Origin of the sequence: Streptomyces neyagawaensis (genome assembly GCF_023516595.1) — a bacterium.
GTDB lineage: Bacteria > Actinomycetota > Actinomycetes > Streptomycetales > Streptomycetaceae > Streptomyces > Streptomyces neyagawaensis.
Map to the genome: position 1 here is coordinate 1 of NZ_JAMGBG010000198.1, position 20,784 is coordinate 20,784.

The window sequence follows — 20,784 nt, forward strand, 5'->3', positions numbered from 1 at the left end:
CTCCCGGCCGGGATCAGACCCCGGCACGTCTCCCACACGTCTGGCCCGACCGTCTCGCCGACCCACTCACCCATCGCCACAAGACGAGTCTGGCCCTGCCGCTGACGCGGCAGGGCCAGAACCCAAGATCTTCATGAGCCTTCTAGGGCGTGTTGCGAAAGTCCCGTCTGACGCGGCCCCGGCCGCCCCCAGCCGACGCCCGCTTGGTCGACGGTTCAGCCAACAACCCGTATATCGAACATGACCCTCCGGTCAACGGACGATTTCCGGCCAACTTGTTGACGCGCTCCTGACAGATGGCGCGATCTCCTGCCACGCTGCCCACATCCGCGTCACAGCAACCTCACAAGCTCCCCCCGCCGTGCCGCGGAGCACCTCCCACGCATGTGGTGTTCGCGTTCCACCCCTTGTTCTGCCCGGGCGGCCACCAACCGCCCGGTCTCCCCTGGCCGCGCGAACCGCGGCCATGCAGAAGGAGTCAGTGTTGAGACGCCAGTCCCACAGACGCACCTCCCACACGAGCGACGTCCGTTCCCGTTCCACCCAGCGACGCGTCGCCACCGGCGCGCTCGTCGCCGTCAGCGCCCTGCTGGCCGCGGCCGTCCAGTCGGGCGCCGCCACCGCCGCCCCGGAGAAGGCACCGTCGGCCGCGGGCAAGGGCGCCGTCTCCCTCAAGCTCAGCCCCTCCCAGCGGGCCGAGCTGATACGCGAGGCCAACGCCGGCAAGGCGGAGACGGCGAAGGAGCTGAACCTCGGCGTCAAGGAGAAGCTCGTCGTCCGTGACGTGGTCAAGGACCGCGACGGCACCGTGCACACCCGGTACGAGCGGACCTACGACGGCCTCCCGGTCCTCGGCGGCGACCTGGTCGTCGAGACCTCGAAGGCGGGCACGACCAAGGGCGTCGTCAAGGCCACCAAGGCCACGATCAAGGTTGCCTCGCTGAAGCCGACCCTCGCCGCCGCGAAGGCCGAGAAGCAGGCGCTCGGCGCGGCGAAGGCCGAGCACGCCAAGGACGCCGAGATCAACCGCGCCCCGCGCAAGGTGATCTGGGCCGCGAGCGGCAAGCCCACCCTGGCGTACGAGACGGTCGTCGGCGGCTTCCAGCACGACGGCACCCCGCAGGAGCTGCACGTCGTCACGGACGCCCGGACCGGCGAGAAGCTGTTCGAGTGGGAGGCGGTCGAGACCGGCACCGGCAACACGGTGTACTCCGGTTCGGTCAACCTCACCACCACGCAGTCGGGGTCGACGTACAACCTCACCGACGGCGCGCGCGGCAACCACAAGACGTACAACCTGAACCGCGGTACGTCCGGCACCGGCACCCTGTTCTCCGGCCCGGACGACGTGTGGGGCAACGGCAGCCCGTCGAACCTGGAGTCGGCCGCCGCCGACGCCCACTACGGCGCGGCGCTGACCTGGGACTACTACAAGAACGTGCACGGCCGCAGCGGCATCCGCGGTGACGGCGTCGGCGCCTACTCCCGCGTGCACTACGGCAACAACTACGTCAACGCGTTCTGGCAGGACGGCTGCTTCTGCATGACGTACGGCGACGGCTCCGGCAACGCCAACCCGCTGACGTCGATCGACGTGGCGGCGCACGAGATGTCCCACGGCCTCACGTCGGTCACGGCCGGCCTCGTCTACTCGGGCGAGTCCGGCGGTCTGAACGAGGCCACCTCCGACATCTTCGGCTCGACGGTCGAGTTCTACGCGAACAACAGCTCCGACGTCGGTGACTACCTCATCGGCGAGGAGATCAACATCAACGGCGACGGCACACCGCTGCGCTACATGGACAAGCCGAGCAAGGACGGCTCGTCCAAGGACGCGTGGTACTCGGGCATCGGCTCGATCGACGTGCACTACTCGTCGGGTCCGGCCAACCACTTCTTCTACCTCCTGTCGGAGGGCAGCGGCGCCAAGACCATCAACGGCGTCAGCTACAACTCGCCCACCTCGGACAACCTGCCGGTCACCGGCATCGGCCGGGACAAGGCGGAGAAGATCTGGTTCCGCGCGCTGACCACCAAGTTCACCTCCACCACCAACTACGCGTCGGCCCGCACCCACACCCTCGCGGCGACCGCCGACCTGTACGGCACCACGTCCGCCGAGTACACGGCGGTGCAGAACGCGTGGGCGGCCGTCAACGTGGGCTCGCGGCCCGGTGGCGGCGGGGGCGGCGGCACGTCGTTCGAGAACACGGCCGACGTATCGATTCCGGACAACGGCGCGGCGGTCACCTCGCCCATCACCGTCTCCGGCCGAACGGGCAACGCACCGTCGAACCTCGCGGTGGCGGTCGACATCGTCCACACCTACATCGGTGACCTCCAGGTGCAGCTGGTCGCCCCGGACGGCACGGCGTACACGCTGAAGGCCTACGGCACCGGCGGCAGTTCGGACAACATCAACACCACGTACACCGTGAACGCGTCCTCCGAAGTCGCCAACGGCGTGTGGCAGTTGAGGGTCCAGGACAACGCGGCCCGGGACACCGGCTACATCAACAGCTGGAAGCTGACGTTCCCGTAGGGAACAGGGCAAGCCCTTCGTATACAGGGCCTGAACCAACACGGCGCCGCCCCGGGGGATTCCGCCCCCGGGGCGGCGCTCGCTTTGCCGTTCTCCGGGGGGCACTTGATCCGCCCTTTGCCTCGTTCGAAGCGGATTTACAGAGCGGCAACATTTCTGGACAGTTGACTTTCGGCCAACATCACTTGAACCTCCTGACATGTACGCGTCCGGGTGTCACTCTTCACTCAACCGCCGCACTCGTAACTTCAGTTCACCGGACGGCGACCCCACGCCGCACCGGTCTCCCCCACCAAGGAGCATGAGTGACTCCGTTCTACGCGCGTCATAAGCGGACCACGCTGGCCATCGCGACCGCCGTCGCCGCCGGTGCCCTGCTGACCACCGGTCTGACCACCGGCGCCACCGCCCAGCCCGCGCCGGCCGCCGACAAGGCCCGGTCCGCCGGTGCACCGGTCGCGCTGACGCCGGCCGCGCGCACGGCCCTCATCAAGAAGGCGGACGCGGCCACCGCCGAGACCGCCGACGAGATAGGTCTCGGCGCCAAGGAGGAACTGGTCGTCCGTGACGTCCTGAAGGACGCGGACGGCACGGTCCACACCCGCTACGAGCGCACCTACGGCGGCCTCCCGGTCCTCGGCGGCGACCTGGTCGTCCACGAGACCAAGGCCGGCGCCGTCAAGAGCGTCACCAGAGCGACGAAGGCCACCGTGAAGGTCGCCGACCTCACCGCGGACGTGACGAAGGCCGCCGCCGAGAAGCAGGCGCTGAAGGCCGCCAAGGCCGAGGGCTCCAGCAAGACCGCGGCCGACAAGGCCCCGCGCAAGGTCGTCTGGGCCGCGAGCGGCAAGCCCGCCCTCGCCTACGAGACGGTCGTCGGCGGCTTCCAGCACGACGGCACCCCGCAGGAGCTCCACGTCATCACCGACGCGGAGACCGGCAAGAAGCTGTACGAGTGGGAGGCCGTCCAGACCGGTACCGGCAACAGCCAGTACAACGGCCAGGTCACCCTCGGCACCACCAAGTCGGGCTCGACGTACAACCTGACCGACGCCGGGCGCGGCAGCCACAAGACGTACAACAAGGCCCGCTCCACGTCGTCATCCGCCGGCACGCTCTTCACCGACGCGGACGACATCTGGGGCACCGGCAGCGCCTCCAGCTCCTCCACCGACCAGAACGCCGCGGTGGACGCCCACTACGGCGCGCAGGTCACCTGGGACTTCTACAAGAACGTCCTCGGCCGCAACGGCATCAAGAACAACGGCGTGGCCGCGTACTCCCGCGTCCACTACGGCAACGCGTACGTCAACGCCTTCTGGTCCGACAGCTGCTTCTGCATGACGTACGGCGACGGCGACGGCAACGTCAAGCCGCTGACCTCGCTGGACGTCGCGGGCCACGAGATGTCCCACGGTCTGACCTCCAACACGGCGGGCCTGAACTACTCCGGCGAGTCGGGCGGTCTGAACGAGGCCACCTCCGACATCTTCGGCACGGCGGTCGAGTTCTACGCGAACAACACCAAAGACCCGGGCGACTACCTCATCGGCGAGAAGGTCGACATCCGCGGCAACGGCACCCCGCTGCGGTACATGGACCAGCCCAGCAAGGACGGCTCGTCGGCCAACTACTGGTCGTCGTCCCTGGGCAGCCTCGACGTGCACTACTCGTCGGGCCCGGCGAACCACTTCTTCTTCCTGCTGTCGGAGGGCAGCGGCGCCAGGACCGTCAACGGCGTCAGCTACAACTCCCCCACCTCCAACGGCGCCACGATCACCGGCATCGGCCGCGCCAAGGCCGTCCAGATCTGGTACAAGGCGCTGACCACGTACATGACCTCGACGACCAACTACAAGGGCGCCCGCACGGCGACCCTGAACGCGGCGCGTGACCTGTACGGCTCCGGCAGCGCGGAGTACAACGCGGTGAACGCCACGTGGGCGGCGGTCAACGTGACCGCGTAGCACATCGCGGCCTGTGTGGGGGCGGTACCCGGAGGGAAGGCGACTCCGGGTACCGCCCTAGGCTTTGGCCCCATGTCCCACACCGACGGCTCACACCCCCTCCCGGACGGCTTCACCTACGAGGCCGTCGGCGCGACCCGCGAGGGCCGCTGCCCGCCCGGCTTCCACGAGATGCAGGTCCGCACCCGCCTCGGCGAGGGCACGGACCTGTTCGAACGGGCGGCGCACGCGGTCCTCACCTGGGAGATGCACCGCGCGCTGGGCGTGGGCCTCCACACGGACGCGCCCGAGGCCGCGCCGGGCGTCGACGTCACGGTCACCCTGGGCGGCGTCATCAAGGCCCCCTGCCGCGTCGTCTGGACCGTGGACGAGCCCCGCCGCAAGGGCTGGGCCTACGGCACGCTCCCCGGCCACCCCGAATCCGGCGAGGAATCCTTCGTGGTCGCCCGCACGGGCGACGGCACGGTCTGGCTGACGGTGACGGCCTTCAGCCGCCCGGCGAAGTGGTACGCACGGGCGGGCGGCGCGGCGACACGCGGCCTGCAGCACGCGTACGCACGGCGGTGCGGGGTGGTGCTGCGGGGGTTGGCGGGGGATCCGAAGGAGTGACCCCACAGGCGCCCCACCCCATCGGCGCACCCCTCAGCCTGCCGGTGAGACGCCGACTGTACTCCGCTGAGAACACCGACCCGAGTCCTGCCGCCGCTCATTGACAACGGCTACTGCGGTTGAACTCGTGATGTCGTGCTGTTTGGTCAGGCGGGGCTGACGGTCAGGCCGGTCTCGGCGAGGCAGCCGTCTATGAGATGGGTGCGGTACTGGATGTGCCGTAGGCCGTGTCGGATGCGCTGGACGAGGTGTTCGGGGGTGGAGAAGACGACGTTGGAGAGCCAGCCGCGTCGCAGGAGTGACCAGATCCCTTCGACGGGGTTGAGGTCGGGTGCGTAGGGCGGCAGGTAGTAGATGGTCAGCCAGTCCCGGGCTTCGGCGAACTCCCGCAGATCGGCGGCCTTGTGGACGTTGAGGTTGTCCCAGATGAGCACGATGGGGCCGCCGAGCTGCTGGTGTGCGGCGATCAGCAGGTCGCGGTAGTCGCGCCAGGAGAAGCTCTTGCGGCCGTCGCGCCGGCCGTCGTCCTGGCGCGGCCGGTAGATCAGCCGGGACCGGTGGCCGGGTTTGTAGCAGGTCAGCGCGGCGATCGACGCTCGTCTGCGGGAACGGCCTCGGACTCGCACCACGGGGGTTCGGCCGCGCTGCGACCAGGTCTTCGCCTGCGGCGGCGTCATGGAGAAGCCGGCTTCGTCCTCGAAGACAAGCCAGGCTCCACGGGCCGCCGCGAGTCTTCCGCGCACGGCCACACCTCCTTGACCCACCCCGCGACCGCGTCGTCGTCCCGTTCCATGGCCCGTCGGGCCGGGACTGGCAGGACCAGCCATTACGCACCAGGAGCTTGCGCACACCCTGAATCGTGTAGGTCAGGTGGAAGCGCCGGCCGATCACTGTCCTGATCCGCGCCAGCGTCCAACGCTGGTCTTCCCAGACATGCGCGGCCGGCCCCTTGGCCAGCTCCGCCTCCAGCTGGGCAAATTGCTTCTGGCTCAGTCTCGGAAGCGACGCCGGCCCCTGCGACCGCAGAGCCCGCGGGCCGCCCTCGTCCCACATCTGCCGCCACCGCTGCACCGACCGGACACTGACCCGCAGGTCCTTCGCGATCGCCGAGCTCGCCTCACCCTGGGCGAACCTCTCGGCCGCCTTGAGCCGTAACTCCTCGCGGAACTGCTGCCGTTCGGCGGTCAGCCCGCCCCCTTGTGGATACCGCATGCCTTCGGTGATACCGCACGGGTGATGAGTCGTCAGCCCCTACGACTCCACGAGTTCAACCTCAGTAACACAATGAGGTGGTTCGGCGCTAGCCGCCGTCTCCGAAGCCGGAGTTGAGTAGTCATGCGCGACATAGAAGAGATCTGTCGCCGCCTGATACTGCTCGGCAGACGGATACGGTCCACCGCACCCCTTGTACAAGGGAAGACTGACAAGAGAGAACTCCGAAGGAGAGATCCTCCCTTCGGAAACGGCCTCCGTGAGTACAAGGAACGGCTCCAAAGTCGCCATCTACAGCTTCCCTTGCATGTCAGGTACCAGAACTGGTCTGAAGTCACATTCGATCTCCAGGCACCAAGCATCTCGCCCGACTTCATGTCCACCGAGACGTGACGCCCAGTATTGAAATCCACGTAGTGGCGGGGAGGCGTCCCGCGATACGCTCCCGCAATCTGGACGTCCCTGGACCCTTGACGAAGCCTTCCAAAGTGTTCACGAATGCCTGCTTGCTCGCTTTACTCTCCTTCGCAGTGATCCCGAAGTCAGCAGCATGCTTGAAATGATGAGGCACCCTGTTCGAATCGATCCATGCGGATCCGAAGTGATCGAATATTCGTGCGCAACCACCGGCGAATCGCGGCCTACTTTGTCGGCATGAGAGGGCTCTCAGCATCAAAGTCGAACGTCTCCATCGCGGCGTCGATCGGAAACTCGGAGTGGTCCCGCCAAATACGCGCGATAGAGACGAGAAGATTCCATGAGGCATTTGCATGCTCAGCTATAGCAGCACCGCCAGAGGGAGAGGCCCGAAAATAGCGAACGGCAGCAACCTGCTTATCGGCAACCAGACGCAAGGCGGTCACGGTGCGACGCGCCTCTTCTTGCAGCGAATCAGCATCCGAGATTCTTGCATATACGAACGAGACCAGCCGTGCAATCTGATCTTCGGTAATCCGCTCCACCCAAGGCTCCAAACAGTTGATATGCGTGGACAATGTGACGCGCGCGTGAGGTCGGCCAGAATCATCCGGCCGACCTCACGCAGAACACAACGATTAATTCATCCGGCGAAGTCGAGCGAATCTCTCACGAGATTAGCATCCCGGCGTGTAAACTCTAATGTTTCGGTAGTTGTGGTTGTCTACCCAACCGACGTCACCGTGCCGGTTCACGAGAATCCGATATCTATTCTCACCGTCACCCATGTCGTAGATCAATGCCGCATCGTCGGCACCTGGAGATGAAGGGCCCCACTTTCGCGCGTGCGCGCCGGGGGTCGGGTTGTTGCGGCCCGTTCTCACCTCAAACCTGTCAGGGCCCGTGCGATCACCATTCAGCCTTGGCTGCGCTTGCCCGGCCAGAATTTCTGCAATGCGCTGCTGGATGATACCCGGAACTTCCGGCCCATTACCACCGGCATTATGCACCAGCACCGGCGTTTCGCCCGCAAGTACATAGTACGTGTGCAGGTCAGCGACAGTCAGGTTGTACGTAGTCGCATGCTGCCCGTAGGCCCTGTTTCCGGTGACGATCACCGTGTCGCCGTCATCGGTGAGCAGGGTCATGCCCGGCTTGAGCTTGCCTGCTGCGGTCCAGTCGTGTTCGGACGGGGACCAGAACGGGTGCTCGTGCGTCGCAGTGAGCTTCTCGACGCCGTCCGATGTGGCGACAGAGAGTTCGTTGAAGAACTTGTCGTCTTCGGTCCTGATGAGCCGCGTAACCTCTCGAGGCCCGGTTTCACCAGTTTCCGGGTCGGTGGCCAGCACCTTGTCACCAAGTTCGACGTCTTCGATGTTCTTGGTCGTTCCGTCTGCCATGAGGACGTCAGTGCCAGCGAGGAAGCACTTGCATCCGAGAGCACGGAGGGTACGACTGACTGACCCGCCTCCCACGGTTCTCCCTGCGGCAGCCGCTTCCACCGCGGCCGAGCGCGCGGCCAGTCGGCTGAGGCCCAGGCCCACGAGGTAGAGGATGTCTGTGACCACCGCTTCTACACAGTCACCCTTGCCTGTAGCGCAGTTGATGTTGGCCTGAACTCCGAAGGGATCATTCCCCAGGGGCTCCAGCAGGCCGGCTTTGTGCACTGACGAGCAAAAGCCCTGATAGCCGTCACCGCTGTGGCTGTTCTGGCAGATGCCCACCATCCACTCGTGGAGCGCGACGTCGTACGTCTTGCCGAAGATCATCGCTCCACGTGCGGTGAGTTCTTCCTCGGTCGGTATGGGGACGTTCTGGACGACCGGCCTTCCCGTGTTTCCACCGCTGTTGGTGCTTGCGGTTCCGCCGGACCCGCCCTTGCCGCCCCCACGGGGGAGACCGCAGTTCGCGTTCTTGCTGCCGTAGCAGTTGGATGCCGGATCCTTGGCCGGCTTGTACGTGTCGTACGTCCCGTTGCTGCCGGAGCAGTAGTTCACCCCGCAGCTTTCCAATCCTGTGGGATCGCTGGCCGTGACAGGAGTGTTGTTGGCGTAGGTGTAGCCGTTGAGGGACTGGTGCTGGTCGAGGCTGAGGAGCGGGTCGACGCTGATGAACCGGCCGAGCGCCGGGTCGTACTCGCGCGCCCCGATGTGCGTCAGCCCCGTGCCCGCGTCCGCCGGCTTGCCCAGGAACGCCTTGTCGTCCGGCCAGGTGACGCCCGGTTTCAGGTCGCGTGAGGCGCCGAACGGGGTCATGTACCTCTTCGTGACCGCGTACGTCGTCGCGTCCATGGCGAGGCTGGACGTGCCGTGGTGGTCGGAGGCCAGGAAGCTCAGCTTCGTACCCGACGTACCCGAGGCCGCCGTGCGGACCGCGATCGTCTGGCCGTTGGCCGTGTAGTAGCGGGTGCCGGAGAGGGTCTTGGTGGTGCCCTTCACCGTGAGGCGGACCTCCATGCCGCCGAGGTAGAGGATCGTGTCGCCGTCGCCCTTCGCTCGGCGGATCAGCAGTTCCCCGTCGGCGTCGTAGAGGTAGCTCGTCTGCGCCGAGCCCTCGGTCGTCCTGGCCAGTTTGCCCTCGCCGTTCCAGAGCAGGCTCTGCTGAGCGGCAGGTCCCGGTCGGGACGTCGTGTTGCCGTGCACGTCGTAGTCGTACGTCGCGGTCCTGGCGCCAGACGTGTTGTCCAGGGTGTGGGGCTTCTTGTCACCGGCCTCGGTCGTGTCGTCGTACGTGTACGTCGTGGTGCTGTCGCCGGTGCCGGAGTGCTTGGTCTCCGTCTTGCGCTGACCGGCGTCGGTGTACGTGTACGACGTCCAGTAGGGGGCCGCGCCGTCGAGGTTCGACACCGTGCGGCCGGAGGCTGCGCAGTCGGCGGTCTTGGGGGTCCAGGACTCGGTCAGGCGGCGGTGGCCGTCGTAGGTGAAGCACTGGTGGTCGGGCTTGGTCGTACCGCCCTGGGTCGTCGCGTCGAAGATCGAGGTGACGTTGCCGGCGTCGTCCTGGGTGAACTTCAGTTCCTGCGGCATGTAGCCGTGGACGTCGTCGGTCACGTGGGCGCGGGTCAGACGGCGTGTGCCCGGCTCGTAGTCCCAGTTGAGGAACATCTTCTTCGCCGTGTCCGCCCCGCTCTTGCCCAGGGCGAGTTGCCTGAGGTCGCCCTGCGGCGAGAACGTCGCCCCCTGCAGGTAGCCACTCGTGCCCCTGGACGTGAGCTGATGGCCGGTCGCGTCGTAGGTGTACTCGACGGACTCCGAGGGGAGGCCGCCCGCCGCCGGCTGGGACGCCATGCTGATCGTGCCGTCCGGGCGGTACCCCGTGGCGAAGCTCAGGGTTTCCGGTACGCCCGCCGCGACCAGTTCGTCCGTCTTGGGCAGGAGGAGCTGGCTCTCCATGACCTGGTACATCGGGTCGTACTTCGTGATCTTCTTCGTGTAGGCCTTGCCCGTGAGGCCGCCGTCGTAGCGGACCGCGGTGTCGAGCTGTCCCTTGTACAGCGAGTCGAAGGTCCAGGCCGCGAGTTGGTTCGCGTCCTTCTTCTCGCCCTGCCACAGGCCGGTCTTGCGGTTCAGCTCGTCGTATCCGTAGAGGAGCTTCTTGTCCGCGTCCTCGGTGTTGAAGGTGCTGTCGACGCGGTCGAGAGAGTCGTAAGTCGTCCTGCTCGTGCCCTTGTCGGGGTCCGTGGCGGCCACCTGGCGGCCGAACAGGTCATACGTGTAGGACCACTTGGCCTTGTCGGGGCCGGTGATGGTCTCCTGCTGTCCGGCGTCCGTGTACGTGTACTTGGTCGTGGTGTAGTCCGTGCCGGTCGGCTTGGAGCCGGCGTATTCACGACGCTCGGTCGTCTGGCCGAGCGCGTTGGTGACGACGGCGGTGGCCTGACCGCCGGAGGGAGCGGTCGCCATCACCGTGTCCCCGGTGTACGTCGTGTCGACGCTCCAGCGGGTCACGCCATGCGTCTTCGTGACCGTCTTCGTGGCGCGGCCGGCACCGTCGTACGTCGTGTCGGTCTGGATCGGAGCCTGGCTGCCCTCGGTCTGGACCGCGGAGCCGGAGGGGGCCGACTTGTCGTCCCAGATGTCTCCCTGCGCGCTGGTCGCCAGGCCTCGGCTGTCGTACAGCGTCAGTGAGACGAGGCGGCCACCGACCGGAGTGGGGGTCTGGACCTGCCGCAGGCGCAGCAGGTTGTCGTAGAACTCGTAGGTGGTGTTGTAGCCGGTCCCGTCGCCCTTCAGGGCGCCGGTGGACACCCACGAAAGGCCCGAGTTGGTGATGTTGTAGGCGTAGACGAAGTTCGCCGTCTGCTTGCGGGTCTTTGACCGGTTGGGCAGCCAGACGCTGGTGACGCGGCCGAGGCTGTCGTACTCCGTCTCGGTGATCTTGTCGTTGGGGTCACTCACCTTCACGGGGGCGCCGGTCGCGAACGCCACGTTGGTGGTGGTCTTGTGGCCCTTGAGGTTGGTGGCGCTGCTGGACGTCATCGGGCCGGTGCCCGCCGGGACGTAGGTCGTGTCCGAGACCGTCTTGTCGTTGGTGTTCTTGACGGTACGTGGGCGGCCCAGGGCGTCGTACGTGGTGGTGGCCATCTTCTGCCAGGCCGGCGCGCCGTCACTGCCGTAGGACTTGGCGCGGCCCGTCCAGACGGCCTCGCCCTTCGTCGGCTTCTGGGACGCCGTCCATGCCGTGGCCGTCGCGTCGTCGTATAGCGTCGCCGCGTCCGAGACGACGTCACCGGGCCGGCTGCTGTCCGCCGGCAGGTCGAGGGCCGAGTCCGCGGTGGCACAGGTCCTGGCGACCGTGCGGGTGCGTGACACCAGGGAGTTGATGCCGTTGTCGGCGTTGCGGGCGTACCAGGTGCGGGTGCATTTCTCGTCGCCGGTGACCGCCCCGTCGCCCTGGTCCTCGGTGGTGCTGACCATGCCGTGGTCGTCGTACGTGTAGGCGGTCGTACGGGAACGGTCCACGGCGGTGCCCGTGCTCGTCACACGGGTGCGGTCGGTGGAGTCGGCGACCCTGACCATGTAGGCCTCGGTGTCGGCGTACGACTTGTGCTGGACCGCGGTCTTCCTGGACCACATGGTGTTGACGGTCCCGGAGACCTCTTCGGAGCCGTTGTAGGTGACCGTCTCGCGGACGGATCCGGCGTACTGGTCGCGGTCCGTGACCGCACCCGCCGAGATACCCGTCACCGACGCCGACTTGCGGTTGTCCGGGTGCGGCGTCCTGTTGTCGGAGCCGAGGACCCGGTCACCGTTCATGCCCTGCATGTACACCGTGGTCGTCTTCAGCTGATCGGTGCCGCTGGTGCCCGTGATGTGCGTGACGCGCTGGAAGCCGCGCCAGAGCGACCAGGTCCGTTCCTTCTCAGGGACGAACGGGTTCTCGTCGTAGTGCCAGGCCGGGGTGGAGTAGCGGTAGGTGTGCCGGACGGCTTCCCTGCCACCGTGGGGCGCCGAGGTGGTGACGGAGGTGACCGGGTACTTCTGGAACCAGTCGAGGATCGGGGTCTTCTCGCCGTTGGGCGCCCAGTACACCGGGTAGCACCGCTTGTCGTTGTCGTCGACCTTCGGCATGGCCTGCCCGTGGACGCAGTCGGCCTCCATGTACGACACGACCGTCTCGGCGCCGGCCTCGGACGTGATCTTCTTCAGACGCGGCTTGTCGAAGGAGAGGATGTTGTCGTGCTGGCCGTCGACCCGGTTGGTGAGGAGTGTGTGCTCCAACGTCACCGGCGGCAGCGCCAGATCGGTGCCGCGCTTACCGGTGTGCTGGATCTGCTTCAACCACAGGGACTGGTCGGCGGAGTCACCCGTGTCGCCCGGGTCCGGGTAGCTGTGCTGGAAGGACCAGGCGTCGACGGCCGCGTAGGCGGGAGTGGTGGCGGCCGCGTCCCAGGCGTACGTGGTGACGCCGGTCAGCCGTTTGCGTGTGAAGAACGAGGGCCCGGTGTTGCCGGTGCACTTGTCACCGCTCTTGCAGACCGCGTCGAACGGTACGTCGGGCCAGTTGTCGCGGGTGTCCTCCGTGAGGGCGTCACAGCCCTTGCCGGACGCGATGCACCGCTCGCTGTAGCCGAGGACGACCTTGTTGGAGGCGGCGGGGGTGGCGGAGAACAGGGCGCCCTTCCGCTGGCCGTAGCGGATCTCCTTGAGGTAGCCGCCACGTACGTACTCGGTGCCGGTGGTGTCGTCGCCGAGCATGTCGTAGTGGTTGCGCTCGGCCTCGTACCAGTAGCTCATGGCGTTGCCGTGGGTGTCCTCGACGTAGTCGAGGTTCCATCGCCACGCCTGCTTCTTGTCCCGGCCGGAGAAGCCACTGCCGCTGCTGTGGCCCGGTTCACCCGAGTCGTCCCCGAAGACCGGGACGGTCCAGACGGACTCCGTGCGGTCGTCCGCGCCGGCGCCGTCGAGCTTGTTCAGGCCGAAGACGTACTTGGTCCCGTCTCCGGTGATGACCGTCCAGTACTCGCCCTTGCCGTCGCCCTTGCCGTCGTCGGTCACCGGGTCGCCGTCGGGGTCCGTGTTCGCGTCGCCGTCGTCACCGTTGTCCGCGCCCCAGGAGTGGATGACCCTGGAGGCGTCGTCGTTCTTCAGGCGCCATCTCTTGGTGGTGTCGTCCTTGACCAGCTCACTGGCCTTGCCGTTCAGGACCAGGGACGCGTTCTCGTACTTCCAGCACAGATCGAACTTGTCCTTCTGGCCGTCGTCGTCGCAGGACCCGTACTTGCGCTCGACGTAGGAGGAGGTGAGGTCGAAGCCCTCGCCGACCTGCGTGCCCTGGTTGTTCGAGTTCGCGGTACGGCCGTCGACGGCCCCGGAGTCGTACGAGATCGACAGATCGGGCGCCGGACCCGCCGCGGCAGGCGGGGTCCGCAGCGGGTAGGACCAGGTGAAGGTGCCGGACGAACCGCCCGCTTCCCAGGACGAGGAGGACGACAAGGGGGTCGCCTTGTAGTCGCCTGCGCCGGACTGGGAGCCGGCCGCGACGGCCAGGACCATCGTCCGGGCCTTGCCGGCGGCGCCCTTGAAGGTCAGCGTCGACGACAGCTTCCCCTGGGCACGGTCGTTCACCGCCACGAGGGGCTGGGGAGCACGGCACGTGCCCTTGGCGCTGTCCCCCAGCAGGCAGTGGGGGAACTTGAGCAGATTCAGTCGGCCTGCCCAGTCACCGCCGTAGGCCGAGGCGAAGGCCGAGTAGTCGAGGTCAAGTCGGGCCCGGCCGCCCGTCGCCGGGCCGGTGACCTTGAGGACCACGCCCTTGACGCCGAGTTTCCTCGCCGCCTTCTGGTCCAGGACCTCGACCTTGACCGCATCGGCGGTACGTGGCTGCCTTCCGTCCTTGGCGGCCTTCGACTCGGTCAAGGTCACGGGAAGTGAGCCAGGGGTGCCCTTGGCCTTGCCACGGCCGGACAGGGAGAGTGTCACCGAGCCGTGGTCGGGCCAGTCCACCACGCGTGCGCGGTCCTTGTTCCCCCGCTTCGCAGCGGCCCGGTTGGCTGCCTCGATCTGCTTGCCGAGCGCAGCGAGCTTCTTGTTCGTCTGCACGGTCCACGGGGACACCTCGGCAGCCTTCGGGGCTTCCAGGTCCGGCCTGCCCAGCGGTTCGACGTCCGCGGCGAAGACGACCGGAGTCATCAGGCTCGGGAGCATGGCGAAGCCGAGCAGCGCGGCGATGCGCCGCGTCCACACACGTCTGGCAGGTGTGGCGGTCCCGCTTCCGGGCGGGCCCGCGATGAACTGGTTCATGACAAGTCTCCTGGCGACGGCCGCGCCACGTGGGAGCGGCCGCTCGCTGTTGTGAATCGGAGGCCGACGAGGCCGAAGAAGGCAGGGAGGGGGCGGAGCGCCGGAGCGGTCAGGTGGACTGATCAGTGATCTGGTTCTTCACCTGGTCGTTGGTCATCGCGCCGACCCACACACGGACCTTCGCCACATCGCCCGGCAGGTGATGCCCTGTGGTCCCGTTCGCCGCGCCTCGGCCGACCGACAGAGCGCCCGCGCCTTGCTGTTCGACTTCGAGGCCGCCGTCTTCCGCGTTCTGCGGGAACTGGCCGACGAACAGCTGGGACACCCCGAAACGCTGCGTTCCATCGGCAGCGCCGAACGACCTCGTCACGTCGAAGACACCAGTCAGATCGACCCACGTGTCGAACTCGTGGGCGCCGATGGTCTCGTGAGCGACAGCGAACGCGGTCCCCACCACCTTGCCCGTGGAGTCGACGGCTGTCCGGCCGAACCTCCACTCATAGGCGCCGCCCTCGATCTTCTCCACCCACAGCGCCCAGGAGGACTCCTTGCCCACCCCGGCCGCCTGGCCGACGACCAGTCCGCGATAGCCGACCGGTTTGGCGCCCAGCAGCGCCTTGTCGAGACGCACGCGGGCGGACACGGTGAAGGATCCGGTCTCGTCGATCACCGGTCCCGTCATCGACGCGTAGCCGGAGCTGCCGTCGAGCACGAGAGCCGTGGCGTCCTCACCTGTCAGCCTGGCGGTACCGGACAGCTTCAGACCACCGCGGCGGTACGGGAACGACGTGCTGGCCGGGTCGTCGGGATCCTCGGGGCTCTCGGCGACCTGTGTGCCCGACGAGATCGTGGCGTCCCAGTGGGCGACCAGTTCATTGGTCGGCACCTCGTCCACCTTGAGCTGGTGTTCCTCGCGGAGTTGCTCGGGCTGATGCGCCTGCTGCCATACCGCGACCTCGTCTACACGCCCCCGGAAGTACTCGCCGAAGGCACCGTCGACCTTGGAAACGCCCAGCATCGTGTTCCGATCGGCGGCCCAGGGCGTGTAGGTGGCGGCCGCCTTGGCCAGGACGACGGGCTCGCCCTGCGGCTTGCCGTTGACGTAGAGCTGAATGGTGTCGTTGCCCTTGTCGACGTCCTGTTGGGTGTCGAAGACCGCGGCCAGATGAGTCCAGACCCGCAACGGAGGGTTCGCCTCGTCCGCCACCGAGCGGATGTAGACGGGGTCCTTCTTGTCCTGGTCCGTCCGGTTGAAGACCCACTTCTTGTACGCGGACGAGTAGTACAGCGTGAACGCGGAGCCCTGGTCGCCAGGCGCGGACAGGACCGTCCTGTTCTCGGCGGCGTCCGTGAGGTACGCCCACGCCGACACGGTGAACGAGTCCTGGGTGTTGACGGCGGCCCCCTCGGTGGACGCGTAGCCCGTCTGCTTGGCAGGGTCGGTGCTGTCGTTGAGCCACAGTGAGTAGTCGCCTGCCCCACGGCGGCCCATCGTCGACCATCCGGTGCCCGCGTCGTCACGCAGAACGATGTTGTGGCGTATGCCGGCTTCGCCGCTGTCCTTGGCCACCGTCACGCCGGACCCCGGCTTGCCGTCGTCGAAGCGCCAGCGGCCGGTGGGTCCCTCGGGCAGACCCACTTTGAGGACGAATTCCGCCGGTGGGCCCCACCGCACACGGCCGTCCTTGTCCAGCTTCAGATCACTGGCCTCGACCGCCAATGTCTGCGTGCCGGACAGTCCGGGCGCGACGTCCTTGCGTGTCACCGGCGCATTGGTCGAGGCCGCATTCACCTGCTTGACTGCACTGGCGCCCGTGGACAGGAAGCGCCAGCGGTAGGCCTTCACATCCTTGTCAGCCGTGTTCGGGCGGAAGGTGAACGTTCCGGGTGTGCCAGGAGCACCGTTGGAAGCACAGTCATTGGCCGTGCATTCCCTGTAGGGCCCGCCCGTCGCGATCGTCGGCGCCTTGGGAGCTGTCGAATCGATCCTCAAGTAGCACCAGGACGAGTACGGCGAGAACAGATCGCCGGATCTGTTGTCGTAGCTCCAGTGGGACTGGGTGCGGGCTCGGAACCGGTAGAGTCCCCCGTCCGCCCTCTTGCTCGTCGTGATCTTCTCGAGATCCCCATCAGTGGCCCAGCCCTTCTCCGGGCTGTGCCCACTCCACACCTGGGACCAGGACCCCTTGCGCGTGTCGTCGCTGGAACGCTGCATCACGAACTCGGCTTGCAAGGCCGGCGTCGTCTCGTCCCCGCCCGGCTGGACCAGCGTCTGCACCCGCGCGTGGATGGATGGCGTGTCCACGGTCACCGTCAAGGGATCCGACGAGGGACGGCACGGCCCTGTCTTGCTGCCCGTGCCCGGAATCGCACCGACAGTGGTCGGCACCCCCGGCTTGTGCACGTACCGGACCTTGAGCTCGGCGTCGTTGTCGAACCTCTTCCACGCGCGCGGCTCGGTCTCGTCCTTGGCCCGCAGCATCACCGTCAGCCGGGGGAACTTGCCGGCCGCGAAGGCCCGCACCGTGGACGTGAGGTTCTCGTCGGCCTCTCCGGGATTGTCGTTGAACTCGATCCACTTGTTCGGCTGTTCGGGGGTGCACAGATCGCCGCGTCCAGCGGAGACGTACTTGTCCCCCAACTGGTCAAGTTGCCTGGGGCCGGGCCAGCGGGTGCCCTCCGAGATGTTGTCGGTGCGCTCCAGGTCCACCCAGTACGGCGTGCAGTTGAACGACCAGGTCTCCAACGCGCGGAACGTCGCGTCCAGCACGTGCTTGCCGGCCAGTTTCCCGGCACCGAACTCGAAGTACATGCGGTCCGTGTAGCCGGGACCGCAGGCATAGCCGTCCGCGACGCCACAGCGGCCGACCCCCTTGGGCTCGGTGAACTTCCAGAACCGGTCGCCGTCCGAGGACAGCTTCGTCCACTCGGACACACCCAGCCCCACCGGCGGGTCGATGAAGACCGGATAGACGGTCTTCGGGCCGCGGAGCAGTTCCAGGGCCGGCTTCACGGACACGGTGCCGCCGCCCACGGCGACCGGCAACTCCGCCGTGGTGTCCCCTTCACCGGGCTGCGAGGAGTCGTCAGCCTGGGTCTGGGGTGCCTCATCCTCCGTGGCCGTGGACATCAGTTGCGTTCGTGGTCCGGCCACCGCGTCGTTGCCCGCCGAGTCCCACATCTGCCCGGCAGGCCCTCGGAACACGGCGTTGCCGTCGGCGTCGACAGCACGGAGACCACCGCCTTCGCCGGGTACGACGCTGAGACCGTCGCCCGTCGCGGTGAGGCTGATCTGCTCCAGTTCCGAGCTGGTGGCGGCTTCGGCGGACCTCACCACCAGTACCTGGCGGTAACCCTCCGCCGTCGCCGTCATCTGAAGATCGACGCCTTCGACCGGGACGTTCGTGTACGTGGCGGTGGCGCCGTCCAGGGTGGGAGCCGGCAGAGAGGTGGGCCACGCCATCCTCAGCTCTTGGCCCTCGTGACCCAGCCGCAGCAGCTGGGAGCCGCTCTTGCCGCCCGAGAAAGCCACGTCCACCACAGCGGCCTTCGGCCCGACCATGCCGTCGGACCGCTTCTCCAACTCCAGGTCGATGTCCCGCCAAGTGCCGTTGTCAGCCCGCGCGCGCTGGGGTTGCGTCGATTGTGTGAGCGTGAAGGTGCCGTCCGGGTTCGCGACGGTCGTCGTGTATTCGGTCCGCTCGGAGAGCACTTCGACCGACTCGCCCGTGGCAGCGGCGCGTTCCGAGGCCGACAGCCCGGTCACCGACGCCGTCGACGCATCCGCCCTGGCCTCGCCGGAAGTCGCGAACGACACGGCGGGTAGAAGCGACAGCAATGTCACGGCCGCCGAAATACCGCCCACGGAACGCCGAGATCGGCTTCTTCGCACCCGAAAATGACGGCGCCCCCGCACCAAACCCACGACCCCACCCCGTAATCACAGAACCTTCATAGGTCCCGGCGAGTTAACGCTGCGTCAGCTCCCGGCGTCAATGTGAACCGCACCACAAGATCAAGTGAAGGGAATACCCTCAACTGCGACAACGGCCGCGGATACCAGCCAGGGGAATCCCTTACCACGCCTCTAACCATCTTCACGTTCTGCACACAGCGAGCCGGTGGGGCGATCGGATCAGGCCATACACCAAGTTGCACTCAAGCAAAGAAGGTGCCGTCGGGATCGACCCGGAGGCCCAACGAACACCCAGTACATCAAGGTTCAACAACTTCAGTGGAGGTAAGGCACAACATCGGAAATGCGCCAATATTCAATCTCGCCGCCGCCACGCTCCATTACCTGGATTAACGACCCGCTGAGGTTGAAGAAGGCCTGTCCGTCACACGTCTACTCGGCGCCCGGCCGGGCGCCGTGACCGCGCTGCGCCCCGTACGGGCGGGGGCCCATACGAGGCACGAAGGCGAACGGAACACCGGCCGGGCCCACCCGGCCGGATGCCCCGGCTATCGCATCAGTACCCCCGCCCCCTCCCCCGTCTCCTCCGACGGCACCGCCAGCAGGCCCAGTTCGGCCGGGGAGGCGAGCAGGCGGTGGGACGGGAGGATGCGGACCGTGTAGCCGAAGGGGCCCGTCCGGTCCAGGGCGAGGGGGCCCTCGTAGACCCAGCGGCCCTCCTCGTCGGGCCCGCTGGTCGGCTTCAGCGGGACGCTCGCCGCGTCCGTGATCCGGTCCTCGGAGTCGACGCGGCCCGACACCGCCTGCACCTCGACGTCGTCGGGGGCGAGTTCCCCGAGGTCCACACGGACGCGCAGCATCAGCGTGGCGCCCAGTTCGGCGGTGCTCGTCGGCGCCGCCGACGCCTCCACATGGTCGACCTTGACGCGGTGCCAGGCGCCCCGGACCCGCGCCTTCCACCGCGCCGACTCCCGTGCCGTGTCAGGGTTCAGCGCGCGGTGGGCGCGCGCCGCGGGCGCGTACAGGCGGTCCACGTACTCGCGGACCATCCGGCCGGCCAGCACCTTCGGGCCGAGGTGGGTGAGGGTCTGGCGGACCATCTCGATCCAGCGGTCGGGCAGTCCGCCCTGGCCGCGCTCGTAGAAGCGGGGCGCCACCCGCTGTTCCAGCAGCTCGTACAGGGCGGCGGCCTCCAGGTCGTCCCGGCGGTCGTCGTCCGTAGCCGTGCCGTCGGCGGTGGGGATCGCCCAGCCGAAGTCCGGCCGGAACCATTCGTCCCACCAGCCGTCCAGCACCGAAAGGTTCAGGCATCCGTTCAGTGCGGCCTTCATCCCGCTGGTGCCGCACGCCTCCAGCGGCCGCAGCGGGTTGTTGAGCCACACGTCGCAGCCCGGGTACAGCTTCTGCGCCATCGCCATGCCGTAGTCCGGCAGGAACACGATCCGGTGGCGCACCCGCGGGTCGTCGGCGAACTTGACCAGCTCCTGGATGAGGCGCTTGCCGCCGTCGTCCGCCGGGTGGGCCTTGCCGGCGACGACGATCTGGATCGGCCGCTCGGGGTGCAGCAGCAGCTCCATCAGCCGGTCCTGGTCGCGCAGCATCAGCGTCAGCCGCTTGTACGAGGGGACGCGGCGGGCGAAGCCGATGGTCAGGACGTCCGGGTCGAGCACGCCGTCGATCCAGCCGAGTTCGGCGGTGCCCGCGCCGCGCTGGCGCCAGGAGGCGGCGAGGCGTTCCCGTACCTCCAGCACCAGTTGCTCGCGCAGGTTGCGGCGCAGTTCCCAGATGTCGCCGTCGGGGATCTCGGCCACGGCGTCCCAGCGGTCCGAGCCGCCGACGGTCATGGCGTCCTCGGTGCGTTCGGCGCCGACCTGCCGGGAGCCGAGGCGGAACACCTCGGGCGCCACCCAGGTCGGGGCGTGCACGCCGTTGGTGACGGAGGTGATGGGGACCTCGTCCGCGTCGAAGCCCGGCCACAGGCCCGAGAACATCTCGCGGCTGACCTGGCCGTGCAGCAGGGACACCCCGTTGGCGCGCTGGGCGAGCCGGAGGCCCATCACGGCCATGTTGAAGACGTTCGGGCCGCCGCCCGAGTAGGTCTCCATCCCGAGGCCCAGAATGCGTTCGACGTCGATACGGGGCAGTTCGGCGTCGGGGCCGAAGTGCTGGGCCACGAGTTCCCGGTCGAAGCGGTCGATGCCGGCCGGGACCGGGGTGTGGGTGGTGAAGACAGTGCCGGCGCGGACCGCCTCCAGACCGGCGTCGAAGTCGAGCCCTTCGTCGCAGAGCTCGGCGATGCGTTCGAGGCCCAGGAAGCCGGCGTGGCCCTCGTTGGTGTGGAAGACCTCGGGTGCGGCGTGACCGGTGAGGCGGCAGTAC

General features: G+C 67.5%; 7 protein-coding genes and 1 pseudogene. 3 read left to right on the plus strand and 5 right to left on the minus strand.

The window, feature by feature from the left end; genetic code table 11:
• The first annotated feature begins 466 nt into the window (after nt 1-466).
• From M8J73_RS43170 to M8J73_RS43180, 3 genes are all read left to right on the plus strand, one after another.
• Complete coding sequence (locus M8J73_RS43170; RefSeq protein ID WP_055542130.1) at nt 467-2,542, plus strand: M4 family metallopeptidase; 2,076 nt, start codon at nt 467-469, stop codon at nt 2,540-2,542.
• Nucleotides 2,543-2,847: 305 nt separating this feature from the next.
• Nucleotides 2,848-4,509 (plus strand): M4 family metallopeptidase, encoded by a 1,662-nt coding sequence (locus tag M8J73_RS43175; RefSeq protein ID WP_055542131.1) that lies wholly within the window; start codon nt 2,848-2,850, stop codon nt 4,507-4,509.
• Between the two features lie 72 nt (nt 4,510-4,581).
• Nucleotides 4,582-5,118, plus strand: a complete 537-nt coding sequence (locus M8J73_RS43180) for a DUF1990 domain-containing protein (RefSeq protein WP_249829862.1) — start codon at nt 4,582-4,584, stop codon at nt 5,116-5,118.
• Nucleotides 5,119-5,264: 146 nt separating this feature from the next.
• On the opposite strand, the pseudogene M8J73_RS45860 reads toward M8J73_RS43180, so the two are convergent.
• The 5 genes and pseudogenes from M8J73_RS45860 to glgP form a co-directional block, all read right to left on the minus strand.
• Nucleotides 5,265-6,330 (minus strand): annotated as a pseudogene (locus tag M8J73_RS45860) (IS630 family transposase).
• Between the two features lie 641 nt (nt 6,331-6,971).
• A complete protein-coding gene (locus M8J73_RS43195; RefSeq protein WP_157873023.1) occupies nt 6,972-7,292 on the minus strand; it encodes a hypothetical protein in 321 nt (106 codons plus the stop codon).
• A 132-nt stretch (nt 7,293-7,424) separates the two neighbouring features.
• Nucleotides 7,425-14,489 carry a polymorphic toxin-type HINT domain-containing protein gene (locus M8J73_RS43200; RefSeq protein ID WP_055536786.1) on the minus strand — a complete coding sequence of 2,355 codons (7,065 nt, stop codon included), beginning with the start codon at nt 14,487-14,489 and terminating at the stop codon, nt 7,425-7,427.
• A 109-nt stretch (nt 14,490-14,598) separates the two neighbouring features.
• Nucleotides 14,599-17,301: a laminin G domain-containing protein gene (locus M8J73_RS43205; protein WP_240500891.1), complete on the minus strand. Its 2,703-nt coding sequence runs from the start codon at nt 17,299-17,301 to the stop codon at nt 14,599-14,601.
• A 1,652-nt stretch (nt 17,302-18,953) separates the two neighbouring features.
• Nucleotides 18,954-20,784 (minus strand): alpha-glucan family phosphorylase (glgP, locus tag M8J73_RS43210; protein ID WP_249829863.1); only part of this gene is annotated, 1,831 nt, incomplete at its 5' end.